This is a genomic window from Guptibacillus hwajinpoensis, from assembly GCF_001039475.1.
Lineage (GTDB): Bacteria > Bacillota > Bacilli > Bacillales > Guptibacillaceae > Guptibacillus > Guptibacillus hwajinpoensis.
The window spans coordinates 790,208-808,231 of record NZ_LELK01000001.1 but is presented as its reverse complement, the minus strand read 5'-3'; the positions used below and the strand labels follow the sequence as shown (position 1 = coordinate 808,231).

The 18,024-nt window shown below is 33.7% G+C and carries 23 protein-coding genes and 1 pseudogene; 23 read left to right on the top strand and 1 reads right to left on the bottom strand.

Annotated elements, in window-relative coordinates; translation table 11 throughout:
- The first annotated feature begins 14 nt into the window (after positions 1 to 14).
- The 21 genes and pseudogenes from AB986_RS04075 to AB986_RS03965 all read left to right on the top strand — a co-directional run bounded on the left by AB986_RS04075 (position 15) and on the right by AB986_RS03965 (position 16,135).
- The gene (locus AB986_RS04075) at positions 15 to 377 is read left to right on the top strand and encodes a hypothetical protein (protein WP_048309600.1); all 363 of its coding nucleotides are present in this window, start codon (positions 15 to 17) and stop codon (positions 375 to 377) included.
- A 131-nt stretch (positions 378 to 508) separates the two neighbouring features.
- Positions 509 to 973 (top strand): Imm26 family immunity protein, encoded by a 465-nt coding sequence (locus tag AB986_RS04070; protein WP_048309599.1) that lies wholly within the window; start codon positions 509 to 511, stop codon positions 971 to 973.
- A gap of 280 nt (positions 974 to 1,253) precedes the next feature.
- Positions 1,254 to 2,018: an alpha/beta hydrolase gene (locus AB986_RS04065; protein WP_048309598.1), complete on the top strand. Its 765-nt coding sequence runs from the start codon at positions 1,254 to 1,256 to the stop codon at positions 2,016 to 2,018.
- A 326-nt stretch (positions 2,019 to 2,344) separates the two neighbouring features.
- Positions 2,345 to 2,566 carry a helix-turn-helix transcriptional regulator gene (locus AB986_RS04060; RefSeq protein WP_048309597.1) on the top strand — a complete coding sequence of 74 codons (222 nt, stop codon included), beginning with the start codon at positions 2,345 to 2,347 and terminating at the stop codon, positions 2,564 to 2,566.
- A 129-nt stretch (positions 2,567 to 2,695) separates the two neighbouring features.
- Positions 2,696 to 2,983, top strand: coding sequence for a hypothetical protein (locus AB986_RS04055; RefSeq protein WP_048309596.1), 288 nt, complete (start codon positions 2,696 to 2,698; stop codon positions 2,981 to 2,983).
- Positions 2,984 to 3,103: 120 nt separating this feature from the next.
- A complete protein-coding gene (locus tag AB986_RS04050) occupies positions 3,104 to 3,946 on the top strand; it encodes an alpha/beta fold hydrolase (RefSeq protein ID WP_053216030.1) in 843 nt (280 codons plus the stop codon).
- Positions 3,947 to 4,095: 149 nt separating this feature from the next.
- Positions 4,096 to 5,058 (top strand): helix-turn-helix transcriptional regulator, encoded by a 963-nt coding sequence (locus AB986_RS04045; protein WP_048309593.1) that lies wholly within the window; start codon positions 4,096 to 4,098, stop codon positions 5,056 to 5,058.
- A gap of 74 nt (positions 5,059 to 5,132) precedes the next feature.
- Complete coding sequence (locus tag AB986_RS04040) at positions 5,133 to 5,765, top strand: type 1 glutamine amidotransferase family protein (protein ID WP_048309592.1); 633 nt, start codon at positions 5,133 to 5,135, stop codon at positions 5,763 to 5,765.
- A gap of 464 nt (positions 5,766 to 6,229) precedes the next feature.
- The gene (locus AB986_RS04035; protein ID WP_048309591.1) at positions 6,230 to 7,072 is read left to right on the top strand and encodes a tyrosine-type recombinase/integrase; all 843 of its coding nucleotides are present in this window, start codon (positions 6,230 to 6,232) and stop codon (positions 7,070 to 7,072) included.
- 131 nt (positions 7,073 to 7,203) lie between these two features.
- Positions 7,204 to 7,740: a GNAT family N-acetyltransferase gene (locus AB986_RS04030; protein WP_048309590.1), complete on the top strand. Its 537-nt coding sequence runs from the start codon at positions 7,204 to 7,206 to the stop codon at positions 7,738 to 7,740.
- Between the two features lie 109 nt (positions 7,741 to 7,849).
- On the top strand, positions 7,850 to 8,188 hold the full coding sequence (locus AB986_RS04025; RefSeq protein ID WP_201779257.1) for an avidin-fold protein: 339 nt from the start codon (positions 7,850 to 7,852) through the stop codon (positions 8,186 to 8,188).
- Positions 8,189 to 8,351: 163 nt separating this feature from the next.
- The gene (locus AB986_RS04020) at positions 8,352 to 8,774 is read left to right on the top strand and encodes a hypothetical protein (RefSeq protein WP_048309589.1); all 423 of its coding nucleotides are present in this window, start codon (positions 8,352 to 8,354) and stop codon (positions 8,772 to 8,774) included.
- 125 nt (positions 8,775 to 8,899) lie between these two features.
- Entirely contained in the window at positions 8,900 to 9,712 is an 813-nt protein-coding gene (locus AB986_RS04015) for an undecaprenyl-diphosphate phosphatase (RefSeq protein WP_048309588.1), read from the top strand.
- 859 nt (positions 9,713 to 10,571) lie between these two features.
- Positions 10,572 to 11,030: a hypothetical protein gene (locus AB986_RS04005; RefSeq protein ID WP_152670919.1), complete on the top strand. Its 459-nt coding sequence runs from the start codon at positions 10,572 to 10,574 to the stop codon at positions 11,028 to 11,030.
- Between the two features lie 258 nt (positions 11,031 to 11,288).
- Positions 11,289 to 11,753, top strand: a complete 465-nt coding sequence (locus tag AB986_RS04000) for a GNAT family N-acetyltransferase (protein ID WP_048309585.1) — start codon at positions 11,289 to 11,291, stop codon at positions 11,751 to 11,753.
- A 283-nt stretch (positions 11,754 to 12,036) separates the two neighbouring features.
- A complete protein-coding gene (locus tag AB986_RS03990; protein WP_048309583.1) occupies positions 12,037 to 12,474 on the top strand; it encodes a GNAT family N-acetyltransferase in 438 nt (145 codons plus the stop codon).
- A 203-nt stretch (positions 12,475 to 12,677) separates the two neighbouring features.
- Positions 12,678 to 13,264 (top strand): annotated as a pseudogene (locus tag AB986_RS22970) (CPBP family intramembrane glutamic endopeptidase).
- Between the two features lie 171 nt (positions 13,265 to 13,435).
- On the top strand, positions 13,436 to 14,170 hold the full coding sequence (locus AB986_RS03980) for an alpha/beta fold hydrolase (protein ID WP_236690306.1): 735 nt from the start codon (positions 13,436 to 13,438) through the stop codon (positions 14,168 to 14,170).
- Between the two features lie 58 nt (positions 14,171 to 14,228).
- Complete coding sequence (locus AB986_RS03975) at positions 14,229 to 15,167, top strand: phosphotransferase family protein (protein WP_048309580.1); 939 nt, start codon at positions 14,229 to 14,231, stop codon at positions 15,165 to 15,167.
- 13 nt (positions 15,168 to 15,180) lie between these two features.
- On the top strand, positions 15,181 to 15,621 hold the full coding sequence (locus AB986_RS03970; RefSeq protein WP_152670918.1) for an NUDIX hydrolase: 441 nt from the start codon (positions 15,181 to 15,183) through the stop codon (positions 15,619 to 15,621).
- Between the two features lie 121 nt (positions 15,622 to 15,742).
- The gene (locus AB986_RS03965; RefSeq protein WP_048309578.1) at positions 15,743 to 16,135 is read left to right on the top strand and encodes an NUDIX hydrolase; all 393 of its coding nucleotides are present in this window, start codon (positions 15,743 to 15,745) and stop codon (positions 16,133 to 16,135) included.
- A 207-nt stretch (positions 16,136 to 16,342) separates the two neighbouring features.
- Here the strand turns inward: AB986_RS03965 and AB986_RS03960 are convergent, their stop codons facing one another.
- Complete coding sequence (locus AB986_RS03960; protein ID WP_048309577.1) at positions 16,343 to 16,582, bottom strand: hypothetical protein; 240 nt, start codon at positions 16,580 to 16,582, stop codon at positions 16,343 to 16,345.
- Between the two features lie 253 nt (positions 16,583 to 16,835).
- Here AB986_RS03960 and AB986_RS03955 point away from each other — a divergent pair, with 253 nt between their 5' ends.
- Both AB986_RS03955 and AB986_RS03950 read left to right on the top strand, forming a co-directional pair.
- Positions 16,836 to 17,261 carry a GNAT family N-acetyltransferase gene (locus AB986_RS03955; RefSeq protein ID WP_048309576.1) on the top strand — a complete coding sequence of 142 codons (426 nt, stop codon included), beginning with the start codon at positions 16,836 to 16,838 and terminating at the stop codon, positions 17,259 to 17,261.
- Positions 17,262 to 17,414: 153 nt separating this feature from the next.
- The gene (locus AB986_RS03950) at positions 17,415 to 17,927 is read left to right on the top strand and encodes a DinB family protein (RefSeq protein WP_048309575.1); all 513 of its coding nucleotides are present in this window, start codon (positions 17,415 to 17,417) and stop codon (positions 17,925 to 17,927) included.
- The last annotated feature ends 97 nt before the right edge of the window (positions 17,928 to 18,024 follow it).

The window sequence follows — 18,024 nt, the reverse complement described above, 5'->3', positions numbered from 1 at the left end:
AGGGAGTGTTGAAGATGGAATTTCCAGGAGAGTTAAACCTAATATCCGTTTTCGAATCAATACCTGAAAGAAAAGATAGAACAGATGATTTTAATAATGATAAATCAAAATTCTCATTTGAGAATGATCACGAATCATTTGAAGTAATTATTTCGCCTTTCTATCAAGAGTTTGCCTTAAGTGTAAAGGATAAGAAAACAACAAACGTTTTGTCTTATATTGAATTTCGTTCCGTAAAGAAACTAGAAATTGTAGAGGATAGGAAGAATTGTTCGAAAATTCGATTGATACATGGGGAGACAGAAAGATTTGAAAATATTATCGAGATTACACTAAAGCCTAGATACAAATTTATATTCAGAGAACAGTATCGTTAAGTTTTGAGAATAGGTTACTTCAGAATCTCGGAGTGATAATCTAGCAAGGATTACGCTCCTTGTTGTTTAATATATTTTCAAGGCAGTTTAATTCAATATAAACTATTAATTTGTTTAAAGGAGTATACTAATTGCGAAAAGTAACTTATCCATTCGTACCTAAATCAAATAAATTTTTATTACCAGGACAATTCTGGGCAATACCTTTGGAATCTGGTAGATATGCTTGTGGCCGTGTTATGCAAGTATCTAGAGAGGACACCCGAGGGTTTTTGGCAGGATTGATGGATTGGATTGGGGACGGTCCTCCAACTATAGATAATATTGAAGGTTATAAAATTATTGATCAAGGTGATGCTCACATTAAGACAATACAGGAAACAGGTATGGATGGAACGATACTAGGTTTCCGGTCACTAGAGTTAGACAACATTGAGCCAGGTTATTTTAAATCTGCAGAGTTCTTTGATGAGCATTGTATTCTTATGAAAGGTTATGAAGAATTACGGCCAATAATTAAAGGCGAGTGGGAGAGGTTTCCAACATTCAGCACTTGGGGTTATCTTTTTATAAAAGAATTAGCAGATCATCTATAAATCACGAATCAAGGTAGTATAAATTACGACTTATAACTTCCTGTTAAGCGGATTACAGAGCATCTTCTATAATCGGGTGCAATTATGTAATATCATAGCAGCGTCAACGTTGAAGAACGATCTTCATTATTCGGGCGTAATTCCGCACTAAGGAATTACGTCTTTTCTTTCAAGAAAAGGTTGAGTAAGTGATTTAGTTTTGAAATAATTGGAATTAAGGAATAGTGGCAAGATTGTCGAGCAAGATTTTTAATAAAGTAATAGAGGTTGGGGATATATCTTGTTAAGAACTTTTTCTGTATATATGAATTCTTTTAATGAAGATAGAAATATCAGAGTTTATCTTCCTAAGAGCTACCCTAGAGGTGAAGTTAGATATCCAGTATTATATATGCACGATGGACAAAATGTCTTTCGGGATGCAGATGCAATCGGTGGAATATCTTTATCACTTGAAGATTATTTAGAAAAAAAAGATTTAGAGGTTATTGTTGTAAGTATTGACCAGAATAGCGAAGAACGAGTAAATGAATATTGCCCTTGGATTAATGGGAAGTACAGCGAGAAAATATTAGGTTATCAATGTAACTTAGGTGGAAAAGGACCAAAATATGTTGATTTCATAATAGACGAATTGAAACCATTTATTGATAACAAGTACCGCACAATAGAAGATCGTACATCAATTGGGGGTATTTCGTTAGGGGGACTCATATCGATATATGCTGCGTGCCGTTATCCTCAAATATTCAAAAAAGTTATAGCCATATCGCCAGCTTTTTGGCGTAATCAAGAAGAAATAGAAGAATTGATTAAGAATTCGGACTTGTCACCAATTGAGAGTGTTTACTTAGATTGGGGCGATAAAGAAGGAAAAGATGAAAGGATTAATCGAGTATTTTCAGATAGCAACAAAGCTGTATTTGAGATCTTGAAAGCGAAAAACACCAACGTAAAAGGTAAAATCATCAATGGTGGTGAACACAGTTACGAGTTTTTTAAAGAAAGAGTTCCTGAAATTTTCACCTTTTTGCAAAACTCTTAATTACTTTTAAAACCACTATTCCATAATCTCGGAACTTTAATGTAAAAAGGAGAATTGATAATTTAAGGCAAAGTATTAGAATTAAGCATGTAGGAAATGAACACACTCTTTAATTTAAAGGACATAAATAGGAGATCTAACTCTTATCATCATTATTGCTCTGGGAAAAGAATCAGCAGCTTGCTGAGGCTTTTCCCTTTTTTGTTGAATCGTAATAATAAAAAGTGAGCTTTTTAGTAAAGTATTTTTTACTAATTGTAATATATTTTTGACAATAATAAAGAAATATATTACAATTAACTAAAGAAAAGAATTGAGGTATTAATATGAAGAAAAAAGGAGTATTACATAACCGTCTTCATGTTTTAAGAGCTGAACACAAACTATCTCAGGGGGACCTGGCAAAAAAAGTGGGGGTGAGTCGCCAAACAATTTCTTCATTGGAATCAAATCGTTACAATCCTTCTTTAATATTAGCTTTTGAGTTAGCTCGTGTGTTGGAGACAAATATAGGAGAAATTTTTACTTATGAACATGAGGGTAGTTAAAAAATTTTTGATTGGAATATTGAACATTTCCTTTATTAGTAAGTTAAATAATTTTCATTGAACTGTTTTGTAGAGTAATTACGAATTTTTTATAAAGCCTACTTCTTATTAGAAATCAGGAGGTTCATTATGTTATCTATTCTGAGTACAATCACACTTATTATGTTAGTGGTCGCAGTTTTTTATTTTTGCAACTTTGTAGCAACCGAAGGAAAAGATGAAAGAGGACAACAAATATTAGGGAAAGCAAGCATTTGGACATATATTCTTGTCACTGTAGGTTTTGTTATGACAGTTGTAATTGAGGCAGTGTTTGCATTTTCAGTCGATGATTTGATTGAGCTTCTAACTATAATGTACGGCTTGTTGGCTACTGTACACTCTTTGTTGATTTTCATTTTAAGAAAAAAATATTAAAACTATGATAAAAAATGGAGCCAATATAGAGCTAGAGAAAGAGACTCTTGATTTTGAGTCTTCAAAATAAAAAAATATTTGATAAAACAATAAACGCATGAGCTCAGAAGGAGTATTATTTTGAGAGAAGATTATATTGAAGTAGATGGTAAATTGCTGTTTGTGAAAGTCAAAGGCAAGGGAGATCCAATCATTTTTATTCATGGAGGTCCAGGCGGTAGTTCTGAATACTTCTTACCTTATATGGAGCCATTAGCAAAATCCTATCAAGTCATATTTTATGATCAAACAGGTTGCGGCAAGTCAGATAGAAATAAAGATAATCATTACTCTATAAAAGATGAAATTAATAATCTTGAGCAAATAAGAATTGCATTAAACCTGGATAAAATAACACTATTTGGTGAGTCGTGGGGAAGTATTCTAGCTTTATCATATGCAGCGAAGTATCCATTCAATATTCATAAACTCATTCTAACTGCTGTTATTGGCTTATCTTCTGTAGACTATCAAGCATATAAAAGGACTCTTCTTCAAAAGTTAGGGCTTGTTGAAAAAATGAAATTAGGCTTTTACTCGCTTCATGGAGCTCTAGGAGGAAATGTATCCGAAAAGATCACCAGTCTTATGGACCCCTATTATGTTTATTCACTGGAATCGTTAACAAAGAAACAAGAAATTAAATATAATTACGCTGCATTAACCAAAATAAGCAAGGATATCGAGGAGAAATACAACCTTCTTCCTTCTATTCATCAACTAGATACATTACATATTTTAATCGCCCAGGGAACATATGATATCTTGTCTCCAGATTTCATAAGTGAAAATATCATAAAACACTTAAATACTGCTAAACTCGTTGAAGTAAAAGAGAGTGGCCATTGGACAATTCTTGAGCAACCTGAACAAATGAGGAAGTTGATCAGAACGTTTTTAGAAGTTCACGAAACAGGCCAATAAATACGTTTATTAAAAATAATTGGAACTTTATTCAACTAATTCGGAGCTTATCTGTAATAAGATAGGCTTTTTTTGGAAAAAGGATGGATTTATTAGCTATTGTAAGATGGTTATTAATTATATATAGAGGGATATAGAGGTGGAATTATATGCCTAAAATTGACAATATGTTAGCAATTCTATGGATGCTTCGTTCAGGTGAAAAAATTACTGCAAAACAAATTTCAGAAAAGTTAGAGATGAATATAAGGACTGTGTATCGTTATATTGATACCATTTCAACAAGTGGCGTACCTATCATTTCAGAACCAGGACATAATGGTGGATACACTTTATTGAACAATTTTATTGAAGCTCCTCTTTTTTTTGATTCTGAGGAGCAAACTTCACTATTTCACGCTGCTGTTTTTGCAGAAGAAGCCGGATATTATGGAGGTAAAGCACTACATAGGGCCATTTCAAAACTAAGTAACTACTCAAATCAAGAGCAGGAAACAAAGATAAATCAACATTTGACTAGTCTTGAAGTAATAAGTCGATTAAGTTTACTCTCTATGGAATCTCTTTTGAAAGAGTTGGAGCAGGCCGTAGCTGACGGGTATTCAGTAAAAATCAGTTACTATAAAAGTGGCGAAACGCAATCAAATGATAGATTGGTCGATCCGTACAGAATTATTTATTGGAATAATAAGTGGTATGTGATTGGATTTTGCCATCTTAGGAATGATATCCGCAGTTTTAGAGTAGATCGAATGGAAAGTCTAATGCTAACCGAAAATAAGTTTAACCGGCCAGAAAATTTTTCAGCACATGACTTTTTTATAAACAGTCTTCTTCCAATTGTAGAAGATAAGGAAGGGGGGATATCTTTCGTTATTAGTGGGGAAAAAAGTGTATTGGATGATATTTGTCAGCATTGGTTTTTAGGACATTATTTACAAGAACGGTCTTCAAATCGAGCTGTTTTTCTTCTAGAAAAAGATGTGATCCATACATATGTACCTTATTTACTTTTACCGTACAATCAATCTATTAAAGTGATTGAGCCAATCAGTCTAAAGAAACGACTTGTTGAAGTTCTGTCGGACTTAATAAAATTTCATGAAGTATAATCACTTCCCTGACGCTAACTGTCAGGGAAGTTTTATTATACTGACTATATCAAATGTGATTGGAGTGTTATTGAATGCAAACAAAAAAAGTTTTTCTATATGTATTTAATACAATGTCGGACTGGGAATATGGATATTTAATTGCTGAACTAAACTCAGGAAGGTATTTCAAAAAAGATTTAGCACCTTTAAAAGTAATGACAGTAGGAGTAAATAAAGAAATGATTACGACGATGGGAGGGCTGAGCCTAAAACCAGATATGTCCCTTGATGAATTTACATTTGAGCGTAAAGATCTTTTAATTTTACCAGGAGGGACTACTTGGAGTGAAGACATTCATCAGCCTATCTTGGAAAAAATCGGCCAGGCTTTAAATCTTGGCACGATTGTTGCTGCAATCTGTGGCGCCATTGAGGCCCTCGCGAATAGGGGATACTTAGATACTAGAATGCACACAAGTAATAACATAGAATATACCAAAATGGTAAGTCCTAACTATAAAGGAGAAAAATTTTATGATTTTGGATCTGCCATATCTGATGAGAATTTAGTTACCGCATCAGGAATAGCTCCGCTGGAATTTGCAATGGAGGTACTGAAAAAAATAGATGTATTTACGCCAGATACATTACATTCGTGGTATAACCTAAATAAAACGCATGAACCTGAATATTTCTTCCAGTTGATGAATTCAATAAATAAATGAAGTAACTGAAATGCTCAATTTCTCTGTTTTGATTTGTAGAGAAGTTAGGCTTTTCAGTTTGGAAGTTCCTTATCGTTGTAAATCTGCATTTTCCTGACGCTCCCCCGGTTATAACCCTTACGCTTTTTAAAGGCATTATAGTTCCGTTATCTCGGAGTGATAGTGGGATAATCAAATCGCTCCTCCTCAATTTCCTGATCTAAGTGATGAAATCTAGTGTGATCACTCTAATTATTAAAAGTTGTTTTAGACTTTTCCTGAAATCGAGTTCAATTCCCTGTTAAGCAATCGGGGGAACGTTTGTTGTTCTAAGAAACGCCTCACTTCATCAATACCAAGGGGCTATATGCCTCATCTATAAAGACACAGTATTCGATTCTGGAATAACTCTAGTATAAATTTTAAACTTCTGGGACATAATAGAATCAAGTTTACTTGATTCATAACCTAGGAGAGTGATATCCATGTTATTATCGACGATATGGGAAAAGTACGAACTTGATAAGAAGATTGAGGGGTATTCCCCTTTGACATTGAAAACGTATTGTTTTCAGTACAATACGCTTTTACGTTACTTTGGTGATGTTGATATGAATGCGATTACCACTGATCAACTGAAAGCTTATCTAGTCGATGTTGGTGAACATTTAAAACCTTCAAGCTTAGGACACCGGGTCCGTTGTATTCGGTCGTTATTTAAATGGACCTATGATGAGGGCCATATTCAAAAGAACCCAGCTGCAAAATTGAAAGAACCAAAACTGGGTAAGAGAATTCCAAAGTTTCTTTCTGAACTAGAACTCGAACACCTTAGAGAAGCATGTGAAAACTCTATGGAAAATGCGATGTTCGAATTTTTTTACTCGACAGGCTGCCGTATTGGCGAGGTTGTTAAGCTAAATCGCGATGATATCAACTTTCATACGAATTCAGTCATTGTCCATGGAAAAGGGGATAAGGAAAGAGAAGTGTATTTCAATACACGATGTTCGTTATGGTTGAAACGATATCTTGATGAACGGGATGACTTGGAACCCTGTTTATTTATAACAGAAAGAAGGCCAAAAAGAAGGATGAGTATATATCTTATAAGATATATCATAAAACGAATCTCCAAACGTTCTGGTCTTCAGAAAGAAATACACCCTCATCAATTAAGGCATAGCTATGCCACGCATATGATTAACAATGGGGCTCCTATTGATGTGATTCAGAGTTTAATGGGGCATGAGAAGACTGAAACAACAAAACTATACGCTCAGCTTAGTGGGAAACTACGACATGATTTCTATATGAAGTATTTTTAAGAAGCGCATTCCAATCGAATGCGCTTTTATTAATTAAAATAATATTGAGTTCTCCATCCCCTTTTGAAATAATTGGTATTGAATTACCGAAATCCCAGAGGGAAATGTAGTAGATAAGAAGTTGCAATACTATGTCTTTGAAGTTAGAAACTGAACGGTTAAATCTGCAGCCATTTAATAAAGAAGATGCAAGCAGAATGAAGGAGCTAGCAAATAACCAAGAACTAGCTACTATTCTTGGTCTTCCTCATCCATACGAATTAGAACATGCCGAAGAGTGGATCGCCATTCAACCAGAACAAATTCAAAAGGGACTTGAATACCCTCTAACCATAGTAACCAAAAAGGAAAATAAAATAATAGGGACGATTACCATAAGGATTGATAAAAATAACAACAAGGGTGAACTTGGTTATTGGATGGGTAGAGAATATTGGGGGAACGGTTTTGCAACAGAAGCTGTTAATAAAATGATTGAATTTGGATTTAATCAACTGAACTTAAACAAAGTTTGGGCTTCAGCTATATCCAGAAACAAAGCTTCAACTATCGTTTTAGAAAAAGCAGACTTACAAAAAGAGGGTACATTAAAGCAAAATAAACTGCTACATGGTGAATATGAAGACGTTGACATATACGGCATTTTAAAAGAAGAATATAACAGATAAGTTTTCAACAATCTCGGAGCAATTCATGAAGATTGGATTGCCTCTTTTCATTTTAATTTTTAGAATTGTGTGATAACATTTTAGCTTACAAGTTCAAGGAGGGTTTCAGATGATAGATTATAATAACCGCCATTTTGTTTCCATAGAGAATACAGAAAGTGGTGAAGTTTCTTCTAAAACATATTTTGACTATTATCAAGAAGGGAATATTCTTTATGCTGATTATTCAGGTGGAGAGATAGTCAAAGGGAAATTAGTAGGTATTGTACATAATGATGACACTTTAGAATTTCGATATAATCATGTGAACACTTCAAATGAAATCAGAGGAGGAAAGTGCAAATCTATCCCTCACATAAACTCTCAAGGGAAAATCGAACTGCATGAAAAGTGGCAATGGCTTGATAAGGATCAAACTGAAGGGAAATCTATCGTTAAAGAAGTATAAAATGGTTCTTACATGAATTAGTGTAATAAAATCATATGAGTTCAATTAAATTACCTCGAAATCAAGTCTTCTACAATATCGGAGCAATTGCTGAATAAAAAGTAAGCGCTCTATCGGTTTTGGGCAAGAGTGTGTACGCTTTTACGTTTAGAGGAGGAAGGAATTGAAATATTTACAAAAGATACTACTAGCAATAATTATATCAGCACCTCTTTCCGTTTTTGTTTTAGTAATTGGAGAATTTACTCTTGACTACGTGCTTGAATTAGAAAGAGAATATACTGATACTTTTGCTACTATAATTTCGTTACCGATTTTTTTTGCAATTGTATATATAGTTTACGGTCTACCAACAACTTTAATTGCAGATGGATTTCTTAGATTAAAACCATTATCTAAATACAGATCCCTCATTGAATTCATAATCTATTCTATAGCTGGTCTAGTGTTGTCTTTACTCTTATCAAGCAATTCATTGAGTAAGGAAATATTGGTTATTGTAATGCTTCCAGTTTATTTGTACTTGTATGTTCTTACGCTAATGAGAAAAAAAGATAGAAAAGAACTGAATATCATAAAGACTTAAGTGAAGTATTTATTCAAGAATCTCGGAGCAATTCAGGAATAAGTATACATTTCAAAGATATAATTCGTTTAACAATTGAATCTGCTCAGAATCAAAGTCAAAAAGTTGTTTTATAGGAGAGTTTTATGGAAGATGTAATGCTTTTACTTAAGTATATTTTATTAGGGTTATTTCAGGGTTTTACCGAGCCAATTCCTATTTCATCAAGTGGTCATCTAGTAATTCTTCAAGAGTTCATTAATATGAAGAACGAAGGATTAGATTTCTTAATTCTTGTAAATTTCGGATCATTAATCGCTGTTTTATTTGTCTATCGAAGCGATATAGTTAGGTTATGTCGAAATGGATTGGGCTATCTTCTAACCAAAGATTCCGAGAGTAAGAGTGATTTTGATTTTATTCTTTATCTTATTATTGGAAGCATACCTGCAGGCGTACTAGGTCTTCTATATGGTGATTATATAGAAATGAAATTAGACAAAGTATGGATCGTTGGTATTACGCTTATCATTACGGGACTAGCTCTCTGGTTAATAAGAAATTTACGTGGGGATAAAAACGAAGGACAACTTTCTTGGAAAGACGCCTTCATTGTAGGGCTCGCGCAAGCCGTAGCATTAATACCTGGGATTAGTCGTTCAGGTGCCACGATTGTAGCAGCTATGTTATTAGGAATGAAGCAACAGACTGCACTACGGTTTTCATTTCTTCTATATGTTCCAGTTAGTTTAGGATCAATGATCCTGTCTATTGATACTCTAATGACAAAAGATCTATCAATAGTCGGTATTCCATATGTATTAGCGTTTCTAGCTTCCGTAATTGCATCCTATGTTGCTTTGAAATGGTTTATGGATATTATGGCTAAAGGGAATCTCAAATACTTTTCGTTTTATTGCTTTATTGTAGGAGGCAGCGTTCTATTTCTTTTATCATAGTTTTTGAGGTTACGTAGAAAATTGATCTTCCAGTATCTCGGAGAAAGAATTGAACATTGAGAGGGTAGCACATAATTCGATTTAAGGAGGACAAATGGTCATTAGATTAATAAGAGTTATAAGTATTTTTTTCGTTCTTTACTTCCTATCAGCTTGGGTTTTACATATTATGGTAGAGTATACTCCTAATGCCTTACCATTATTTTTTGTTGGACTAATAGTTCTTTTAGTTGTAATAGCAGGATATCTAATTAATCATTATAGAAGAAGACAATAATAGGTCCAACTTTATTTGCCGCAGATCTTAAATTGAAATATTTATTTAGATTGCTACATTCTTCAGCAATCTCGGAGCTTATCTGTAATAAGATAGGCTTCTGTTTAATTAAATGGCTATGTTAAAGTTTAATGTGATACTTCACAAAAAATAGGAACTTCCACTTTTATGGAAGTTCCACTGTGGTATATTTTGCTTGTTAACTAAAGCAATAGGTTAATTAAATGGAAGATCATTTCCTATCAATCACTGAAGATATCCTTCAAATCATTTTTTTCTTTTTTTAATCGTTGAAAATGCCTTTCTATTCGTCTTGCTATAAAAGGCAGAAATATAACTATTAACATAAGCCAAAGCATAAAAGTCCACCTTTACTTAAGAATTTCCCATTCAAACTCCCCTAATCCTTCCGTTCGAGGAAAAAAGAAATGTTAGATATTGAACTTACTTAATCTAATTGTATCATAAGTTTTCGTACAAAATTTACCATCTTCCAGAATCTCGAAGCGATAGTTTAAAAGAGTGTTTGCTTTATGCTCCAAAGTTGCTGTTATTTGAACATTAAAGAGAAAGGAATTGATAATGATTCGTTCAATATTTTCTATAGTAAGTTTAGGGTGTATATTTTTATTGACCGCCTGTATAGGGGAGGATTACGATTTCACTCCTCCAACAATGACAGTTTGGTACCATCATCTAAACGATTATGATTCATATGAGCTTAAAGAGGCTTCCTTGAATTGGGAAGGTCCTAATGAGGAATACAAAAAGGCTGTTGTTGATTTTCAATCATTAGGAGTCGAACAGAATCAAATTAAGGTCAATGCTGGTTCAGAGGGAAACCTAGAATTAGAACATTCTGATTTTCAATTAGAAGAGTTTCAAGTATCTCTGTGGAAAAACAATGAAGAGATTGAATTGCCTGTAAATAAATCTAATGGTTTTCAATTTCCAGATTCAAAGGGTAATTATATCTTAGAAGTGAATCTGTCTTCTGATATGGGAGATGTTCAATATGTGGGTAACATCGATCTAAATTAACACTAATTTAGGGTAAATTCTAGAATTTATCCTGATCCCAAGTCTTCTGGTTTATCGGAGCTTTAATAGATCAATACTTACAAAGTCAATAAAGGAGGAATGAAAATGTTTCGAGGCTTTAGGTGTGTGCCATGGTCATGGGTGAACAGATTGTTTATTCATGATTAACGTAAAACTTAATCATTTAAAAAATGATCTGTTTTCTACTCTACTATTGATGTAAACAAAGAATGCAGCAATATAGAATGGAGAGATAACATGATTAAGTTAAGTAAAGTTAATGAAGTTGAATTCGAGGAGTATTTGGATTTCATGATTCCTGACCATGCTAATGAAATTACTAAAAACTTCAATTTAACATTGGAGCAAGCTTTAGAGGAATCAGAAATGATGATCAACGACATGTTTAAGGATGGCTTAGCCACTGAGGGACAATGCCTCTATAATATTATAAAAGCTAACTCAAATGAAAAAGTGGGACTTCTTTGGTACAGCATCATTCCAGAAATTAATTCAGCCTACTTGTATCACATTTTAATTGATGAACATGAAAGAGGAAAAGGATATGGGACTAAGACTATTGAGATGCTACAAGATAATCTTAGAGAACGTGGTGTGAATTCAATTGGGTTAAGTGTGTTTGGGAAGAATGATGGAGCTTATAGGTTGTACAAGAAAATGGGATATTCAAATACGAGAATATCAATGGAGAAAACTCTTTGAAACCTAATTAATTTAGAGTCAGCCATTTGTTATGAAAGCGTTCCTTTGTCAAGAGGAAGATCTTGAATTATTCCGTAAAATCGGAGCAATTGTGCAATATAATAGCAGCGTAAACGTTGAAGAACGATCTTCATTTATCGGGCGTAATTCCCCACTGAGGAATTACGTCTTTTCTTTCAAGAAAAGGGTTGAGTATGTGGATGGGTTTTGAATAATTGGAATTAAACGGCAGGGGAGTTATGATACAATTAGTCCAAATTTACAAAAAAGGGGAAATAGAGTAATGGATGCATTAAGGATAAAAGAACTACACTCAAAGGCTGAAATTATTGAAGCATTTCCAGTAATGAAGCAATTAAGAGCTCACCTAGATGAAGATACATATCTCGACCTGGTATTAGAGGCAAAAGAAATAGATAGGTATAAAATGTTTGCCCTAATCAATGGAGAAGAAATAGTTGCAGTAACTGGATTTAAGCCGATGACCACCCTTTATTACGGTAGGTTTGTATGGGTTTGTGATTTAGTTACAAACGATAATGAGCGTTCAAAGGGATACGGTGAGAAACTACTTACCTATGTTCATAATTGGGCAAAAGAAAATAAATATGAAAGTGTTGCATTATCTTCGGGGTTACAGCGTAAAGATGCACACCGTTTTTATGAAAATAAGATGGATTATGACAAAGTAAGTTATGTATTTAAAGCAACTTTAAAATAACTCCCTTATACTGCAATCTAGAAGCTTATCTGTAATAAGATAAGCTCCTTTTATTCCCAATAAAAGATTGAGTTTTTCATACCGATTTGAAATAATTGGTATTGAAGATTTGGGTAGTGTCCAAGAGTAATCAAGGTTAAATGGGAGTGATATGAATCGAAAGTAACACATTTAATTGGAGGAGTTTTATATTATTCTGTGCGTTGATATTAATCGGATTCGGAGGTTTTTCATACATATTCAGTATTAAATCACCTTGGTTTCAATACCGTCAATTTTATGGACTTATCTGGGTTGTATATAGTCTTTCAATTATAGGATTTATTCCATCCATTAGAAAACATATTATTAAAGATATAAAGCTACCATCTAGGAAAAGTGTCATCTGGGTTTTACCTTCCGTTTTGGCGATCTACTCTGCATATTTAGCAGCTACAAATTGGGAAGTTTTTATTAGCGAAGAACTATTAAGAAGAGAAACTTACGATATTTGGATATCTAATAGGAATGTTTTACGTACTCTTCTATTTTCTTGTTTTATTGTACCGATAGCTGAGGAGATATTGTTCAGGGGAGTATTAATTGGATATGTATCAAAGAAGGTGAATATCTGGATTGCAATTTTATTTCATCTATAATTTTCGGCTTTGTCCACTTTGATAATCCGATTTTTATCTTTATTGCGGGTTTTGTATTTGCGCTACTTTATAAGAAGACTAACTCATTGATTCCTAGCATCTTAGCTCATATGCTTTGGAATATAATTGCGTATTTTGTAATTATGACTTGAGAAGAAAATTTGAAAAAAGACTTTTTCATTCAACGACATTGATTTATGACTCGGTTTTAAGATTATTAGCAAATAGTCGATATGAGATCTTCTGTTAAATCGGAGCGATTGTTTTATAGGTCATCGAAATTAACTTGATCAAGAAGAGGTCCTTTATTGGGGGAGAGAAATTTGAGTAATGGTCAAAAGATAAATGTCGAAGGAACAGAGCTTTACTACGAGTATGTTGCTATGTCTGACTCTAGCCCAACGGTCGTTTTTGAATCAGGTTATGGGTGGGCATTAGACAATTGGCAATCCATTAGAAAAGAAGTATCCACTTTTGCAAACGTGTTTTTTTATGACAGAGAAGGTATAGGGAAAAGTAATAATAGTCATAAACCCAAACATAGTTTACAAATTGTCGAGAATCTTAGAAACCTACTTAAAGCTGCAGATATCAAGCCTCCATACATATTAGTAGGACATTCGTTTGGTGGAGTAAATGTTCGACTTTATGCGAGTAGGTACCCTGAAGAGGTAACAGGACTAATCCTAATAGATTCAGTTCACGAAGATCAAAATAATGAAATGGTACCTCTGTTTACTAAGGAAGTAAAGAATGAATACTTAGGGCAATTCTTAGTAGAATCTTCGTTAAATGAATTTGAAGAAAGTCTAGAACAAGTTCGAGGAAGTAAACTCAAAAACATTCCTCTTATCGTGCTTACAGGAGGAACGCAACCCCATCATACGAGTGAATCCTTTGATGCCTGGATGAGATTTCAAATTGACCTTTCGTATCTAACTAAAACAAGTAAACACATTGTAGTTAAAGAGGCTGGCCACGCCATCCACATCGACAGACCGAAACCTGTCATAAATGCCATTAGAGAAATGGTTGAGATGATTACTTATAAATCATAGTACATCATTATTATTCTTAACCACCTGTTTCAATCACAACAATAAAGGAGAGGATCCTTTGACGCATTTAGAAGAAAGAATGAGAGAGAAAAGGTGGAAGCTACTAAGTAAAGAAATTATTCATGGTGCTCATGCAGGTAGTATATTTAGGGTTGACGTTTTAGATGATAAGAATCAAAGAGGATCCTATATCTATAAGCAATTTTCAGCCGATCGAAATAATGAAATAGATATCTATGAAAAACTTAAAAATCCTATTAAGCAGTTTAGCAAATTAGTACAAGTCTGGAATATTGCTCCCCAGGCCATTTTAATGCATGACCTTGAGTCACCACTAAAAGACACCTATGAAAGTTTATCTTTAACAGATAGGAAGAAGGTAATCAGTGATATTTTGCAGAGGTTATCAGACCTGCATGATACAAGGTCGAACCCTTATACCCCCGAGTTACCTATTCACCAAATAAGCTCTGAATGGCGCAAATGGTGTCTAGAAGAAATGAAAAAGTTGTGTGCTCGCCACCATTGGGCAAAGTCTGAGTGGATCCAAACAATAAATGATACATATGACCAATTATCTTTAAGTAATTTTGAAGCGAGAACTCCTTTAGTCTTAACTCACGGAGATCCTCATTTAGAAAATATATTCCATTATGAAGAGCAGATTTGGTTTGTTGATTGGGAATGGGCAGCAATCGGTTCACCACTGAGAGATATAACGATTCTGTTGCAGGATATTTATGACATAGAGTTAATTCATTTCATAATTAAGGCATATTGGAATCTTTTGAAGGAAAAACAGCTTAATATTGTAGAAGAAGATTATATGAAAGACTTTAACTATCTTTATATTGACCATACAACGATGATGCTAGCATGGGAAATACACAAGTATTTTCAAGGTTTTACAGATGAAAATAACATTCAAAAAGTCACTGAATTTAAAGTAGGGGAAATCAAAAGGATAGCAAACGAAGAGAAAGGCTTATTCCATTAAATCGGAGCGTTTGTTGCATGAAAGTATTTCAAAAAGGGGTCTTTTTATGAACAAGTCTTTTTCAAGAGTGTTGATCAAAGACGAGGAAGGGAATATTTTAGTTGTTCAAGATAGAGAAAACGTATGGAACTTTCCTGGAGGAAAAAAAGAGGTGTATGAAACGATACTTGAGTGTGCTAAACGTGAAGTCAGTGAAGAGATTGGAATAAAAGTAAATGACCTAAATGAAATACATAAAGGGAAATATGTTTTTTCGGGTGTTGAATGGACTGGGCATTTCTTTCTGGCTCATTCGGCGTGTGGAGTTCCAACCTTGAATGAAAGAGATAAAATTAAAGGGCTTCGCTTTATAAAGGAAAATGAACAAGTGGATTTTCCAAAAGAGTTGTTGGAAAGTGTTAAATCCATATTTGACTACCTCCATTACAAATCTGAATCTACATATTGGTATTAAGTGGTCTAAACGTAGGTATCACCATATTGAGTCTTCCAGATATTCGGAGCAATTGTTGAATAGGATTATTTTCCCCACATAAGTTTATTTACGAAAGGGTTTATAACAATGTCTAATCCATATGATTGTATCACTGACTTTATTTTCGTTGAAACTGAAGTATAATGCACATTCAACTTGGTCTTTGCCAGGTGGAGCAGTTGAATTTGGAGAAACCTTAGAACAAGGAGTTATTCGTGAAACAAAAGAGGAGACTGGTTTAGAAATTGAAGCAGGACCGATTCTAGCAGTTAATGAAGCATTTTTCACTAAGCAGCAACATCACGGTTTAATGTTTACATTTCAAGCTACTGTTATTGATGGAGAGGTTCAAATTGAAGATAAAAATGAAATCACTGAGATAGAGTGGGTAGACTTTAATACTGCTAACGAGTTAATGCCCTACCATAAAAATGGAGTAGAGGAATTAATGAAATCTTCTTCAGCTTACACTTTTCAAGGGAATGTTAACTAGCAAACTAGAAAATATATGACTCATACATTATTCGATAATAACGGAGCGTTTATGGATCAAAGAAACAATGTAAAGAGCTTGGAACCATATAAGCCGTAGCAAGCTCTTTTTAGATATAAGAGAGTAACGCATTTAATTTTTACTGCTGTTTGTCTTTTGATTTATAGTCGGTAATTCTGAATAGAAGTTGTTGTGACGAGAAATTTTTTAAGGTCCAAAAAAGAATTCTGGAACCATAGTCCATAAGCTAATTAGGAGCAATACAATAGTTGGTGCAGCCCAATAAACAGTGTCTACACCCTTTCGTTCCATTATGTATATTATCAGGACCAATACAATCATCACTAGTGGTAACAAAGGGTAGGCTCCATTTGCTACGATCTGATAAATCCATATGATAGAAATAAGAATACCTGACAAGATATTAAAAATATGAGATTTTTTCAAGATCTACCTCCTTTTGGATGGAAATTACCATTTCGATTACACAATACAATAGTTATACTTCTTATTCAATATAATCGGAGCAATTGTCCAATAGAGCATTAGCCCTTTATTACATAAACACAGGGAATAGCGTGGCGTTAACTATTTAACTAACGGGGCAGGTTAGATAAATCACAAAAAATAACTTATTTACAAAATAAGTTATTTTTTTGTGGTATTATATTTATTCAAAAACTTATATGGAGGGAAAAGTATGAAAATAACTCAACAATGGAATCAAGAAGACAGTAATTATATTCGTAAAAAGGTAATTGAACACAATCTTTCTAAATTACCAGATGAAGTAAAACACCCAGTCAAAAACATTAGCTTTATTCTTAGAGATGAAGAAGAAAAAATTTTAGGTGGCATTACAGGAACGATTTTTTGGTATAACTTACATATTGATTTCTTATGGGTTGATGAATCTCTTAGAGGTAAAGGCTACGGAAAACAGTTATTAGATAATATAGAGAAAATTGCCAGAGAGAATAGATGCAAACTCATTCAACTAGATACATTTAGCTTTCAAGCCCCAAATTTCTATCAAAAATATGGTTATGAAGTGGTGGGTGTAATAGAAGAACATCCTAATATTAATAATCAACAGTATTATCTTTCGAAGAAACTGGCTTATTGAGATATGTTGTTCAACTAACCGGTGTTAAAGGAAAAGACTCTCTAAGAAATACCTCGAACTCGAGTCTTAAAGAAACTCGGAGCGATAACCTAATAAATCTTATTCGTCACTACCTGTGCTATAGAAATATTGATGGAAAAGGAGGTGTTTTAATTGGAAGTTAAGATAGAGCCATTAAAAGGATTTACTCCTCAAATAGGTCACCTAGTGTCGCAAATGAACTATGCGAGGAAAACAACATTAGAAGCTGTATCAGGACTAACAACCTCTGAATTGGACTTTATACCAAATAAGGAGGGGAATAGTATTGGAGCTCTCTTATTACATATAGCTGCTGTAGAGAAAGGATTTCAGATCGAAATCTTTGATGGCAGAAACCCAAACGAGCAAGAAATGTTGGATTGGGGATCTCCATATAGTCTTGGAGAAAAAGGAAGAAAAAACATCAAAGGGTATCCATTAGAATTTTATATCGCAAAACTTGAAGAAGTTAGAAATAGAACACTTCAGAAATTTTCAATGTTGACTGATGATTGGTTATACGAAAACAGACTATGGGACAATCATCGCTCTAATAACTACTTCATTTGGTTTCACGTATTTGAGGATGAAATCAATCATAGAGGGCAAATAAGAATAATTAGAAACATGTTGTCAAAAGAATAATCATTTATTTTATTGTTCAGCTAATGCGAGTTTAATAAGTAGATTATCTTGAAACTGAGTCTTCATCAAACTCGGAGCGCTTGCTGAATAAAAAGTA

Excerpts from the sequence above, each read along its gene's own strand:
- AB986_RS04075 (WP_048309600.1), top strand. The coding sequence starts at position 15 with ATGGAATTTCCAGGAGAGTTAAACCTAATATCCGTTTTCGAATCAATA.
- AB986_RS04060 (WP_048309597.1), top strand. The coding sequence starts at position 2,345 with ATGAAGAAAAAAGGAGTATTACATAACCGTCTTCATGTTTTAAGAGCT.
- AB986_RS04055 (WP_048309596.1), top strand. The coding sequence starts at position 2,696 with ATGTTATCTATTCTGAGTACAATCACACTTATTATGTTAGTGGTCGCA.
- AB986_RS04045 (WP_048309593.1), top strand. The coding sequence starts at position 4,096 with ATGCCTAAAATTGACAATATGTTAGCAATTCTATGGATGCTTCGTTCA.
- AB986_RS04040 (WP_048309592.1), top strand. The coding sequence starts at position 5,133 with ATGCAAACAAAAAAAGTTTTTCTATATGTATTTAATACAATGTCGGAC.
- AB986_RS04035 (WP_048309591.1), top strand. The coding sequence starts at position 6,230 with ATGTTATTATCGACGATATGGGAAAAGTACGAACTTGATAAGAAGATT.
- AB986_RS04030 (WP_048309590.1), top strand. The coding sequence starts at position 7,204 with ATGTCTTTGAAGTTAGAAACTGAACGGTTAAATCTGCAGCCATTTAAT.
- AB986_RS04025 (WP_201779257.1), top strand. The coding sequence starts at position 7,850 with ATGATAGATTATAATAACCGCCATTTTGTTTCCATAGAGAATACAGAA.
- AB986_RS04015 (WP_048309588.1), top strand. The coding sequence starts at position 8,900 with ATGGAAGATGTAATGCTTTTACTTAAGTATATTTTATTAGGGTTATTT.
- AB986_RS04005 (WP_152670919.1), top strand. The coding sequence starts at position 10,572 with ATGATTCGTTCAATATTTTCTATAGTAAGTTTAGGGTGTATATTTTTA.
- AB986_RS04000 (WP_048309585.1), top strand. The coding sequence starts at position 11,289 with ATGATTAAGTTAAGTAAAGTTAATGAAGTTGAATTCGAGGAGTATTTG.
- AB986_RS03990 (WP_048309583.1), top strand. The coding sequence starts at position 12,037 with ATGGATGCATTAAGGATAAAAGAACTACACTCAAAGGCTGAAATTATT.
- AB986_RS03965 (WP_048309578.1), top strand. The coding sequence starts at position 15,743 with ATGATTGTATCACTGACTTTATTTTCGTTGAAACTGAAGTATAATGCA.
- AB986_RS03955 (WP_048309576.1), top strand. The coding sequence starts at position 16,836 with ATGAAAATAACTCAACAATGGAATCAAGAAGACAGTAATTATATTCGT.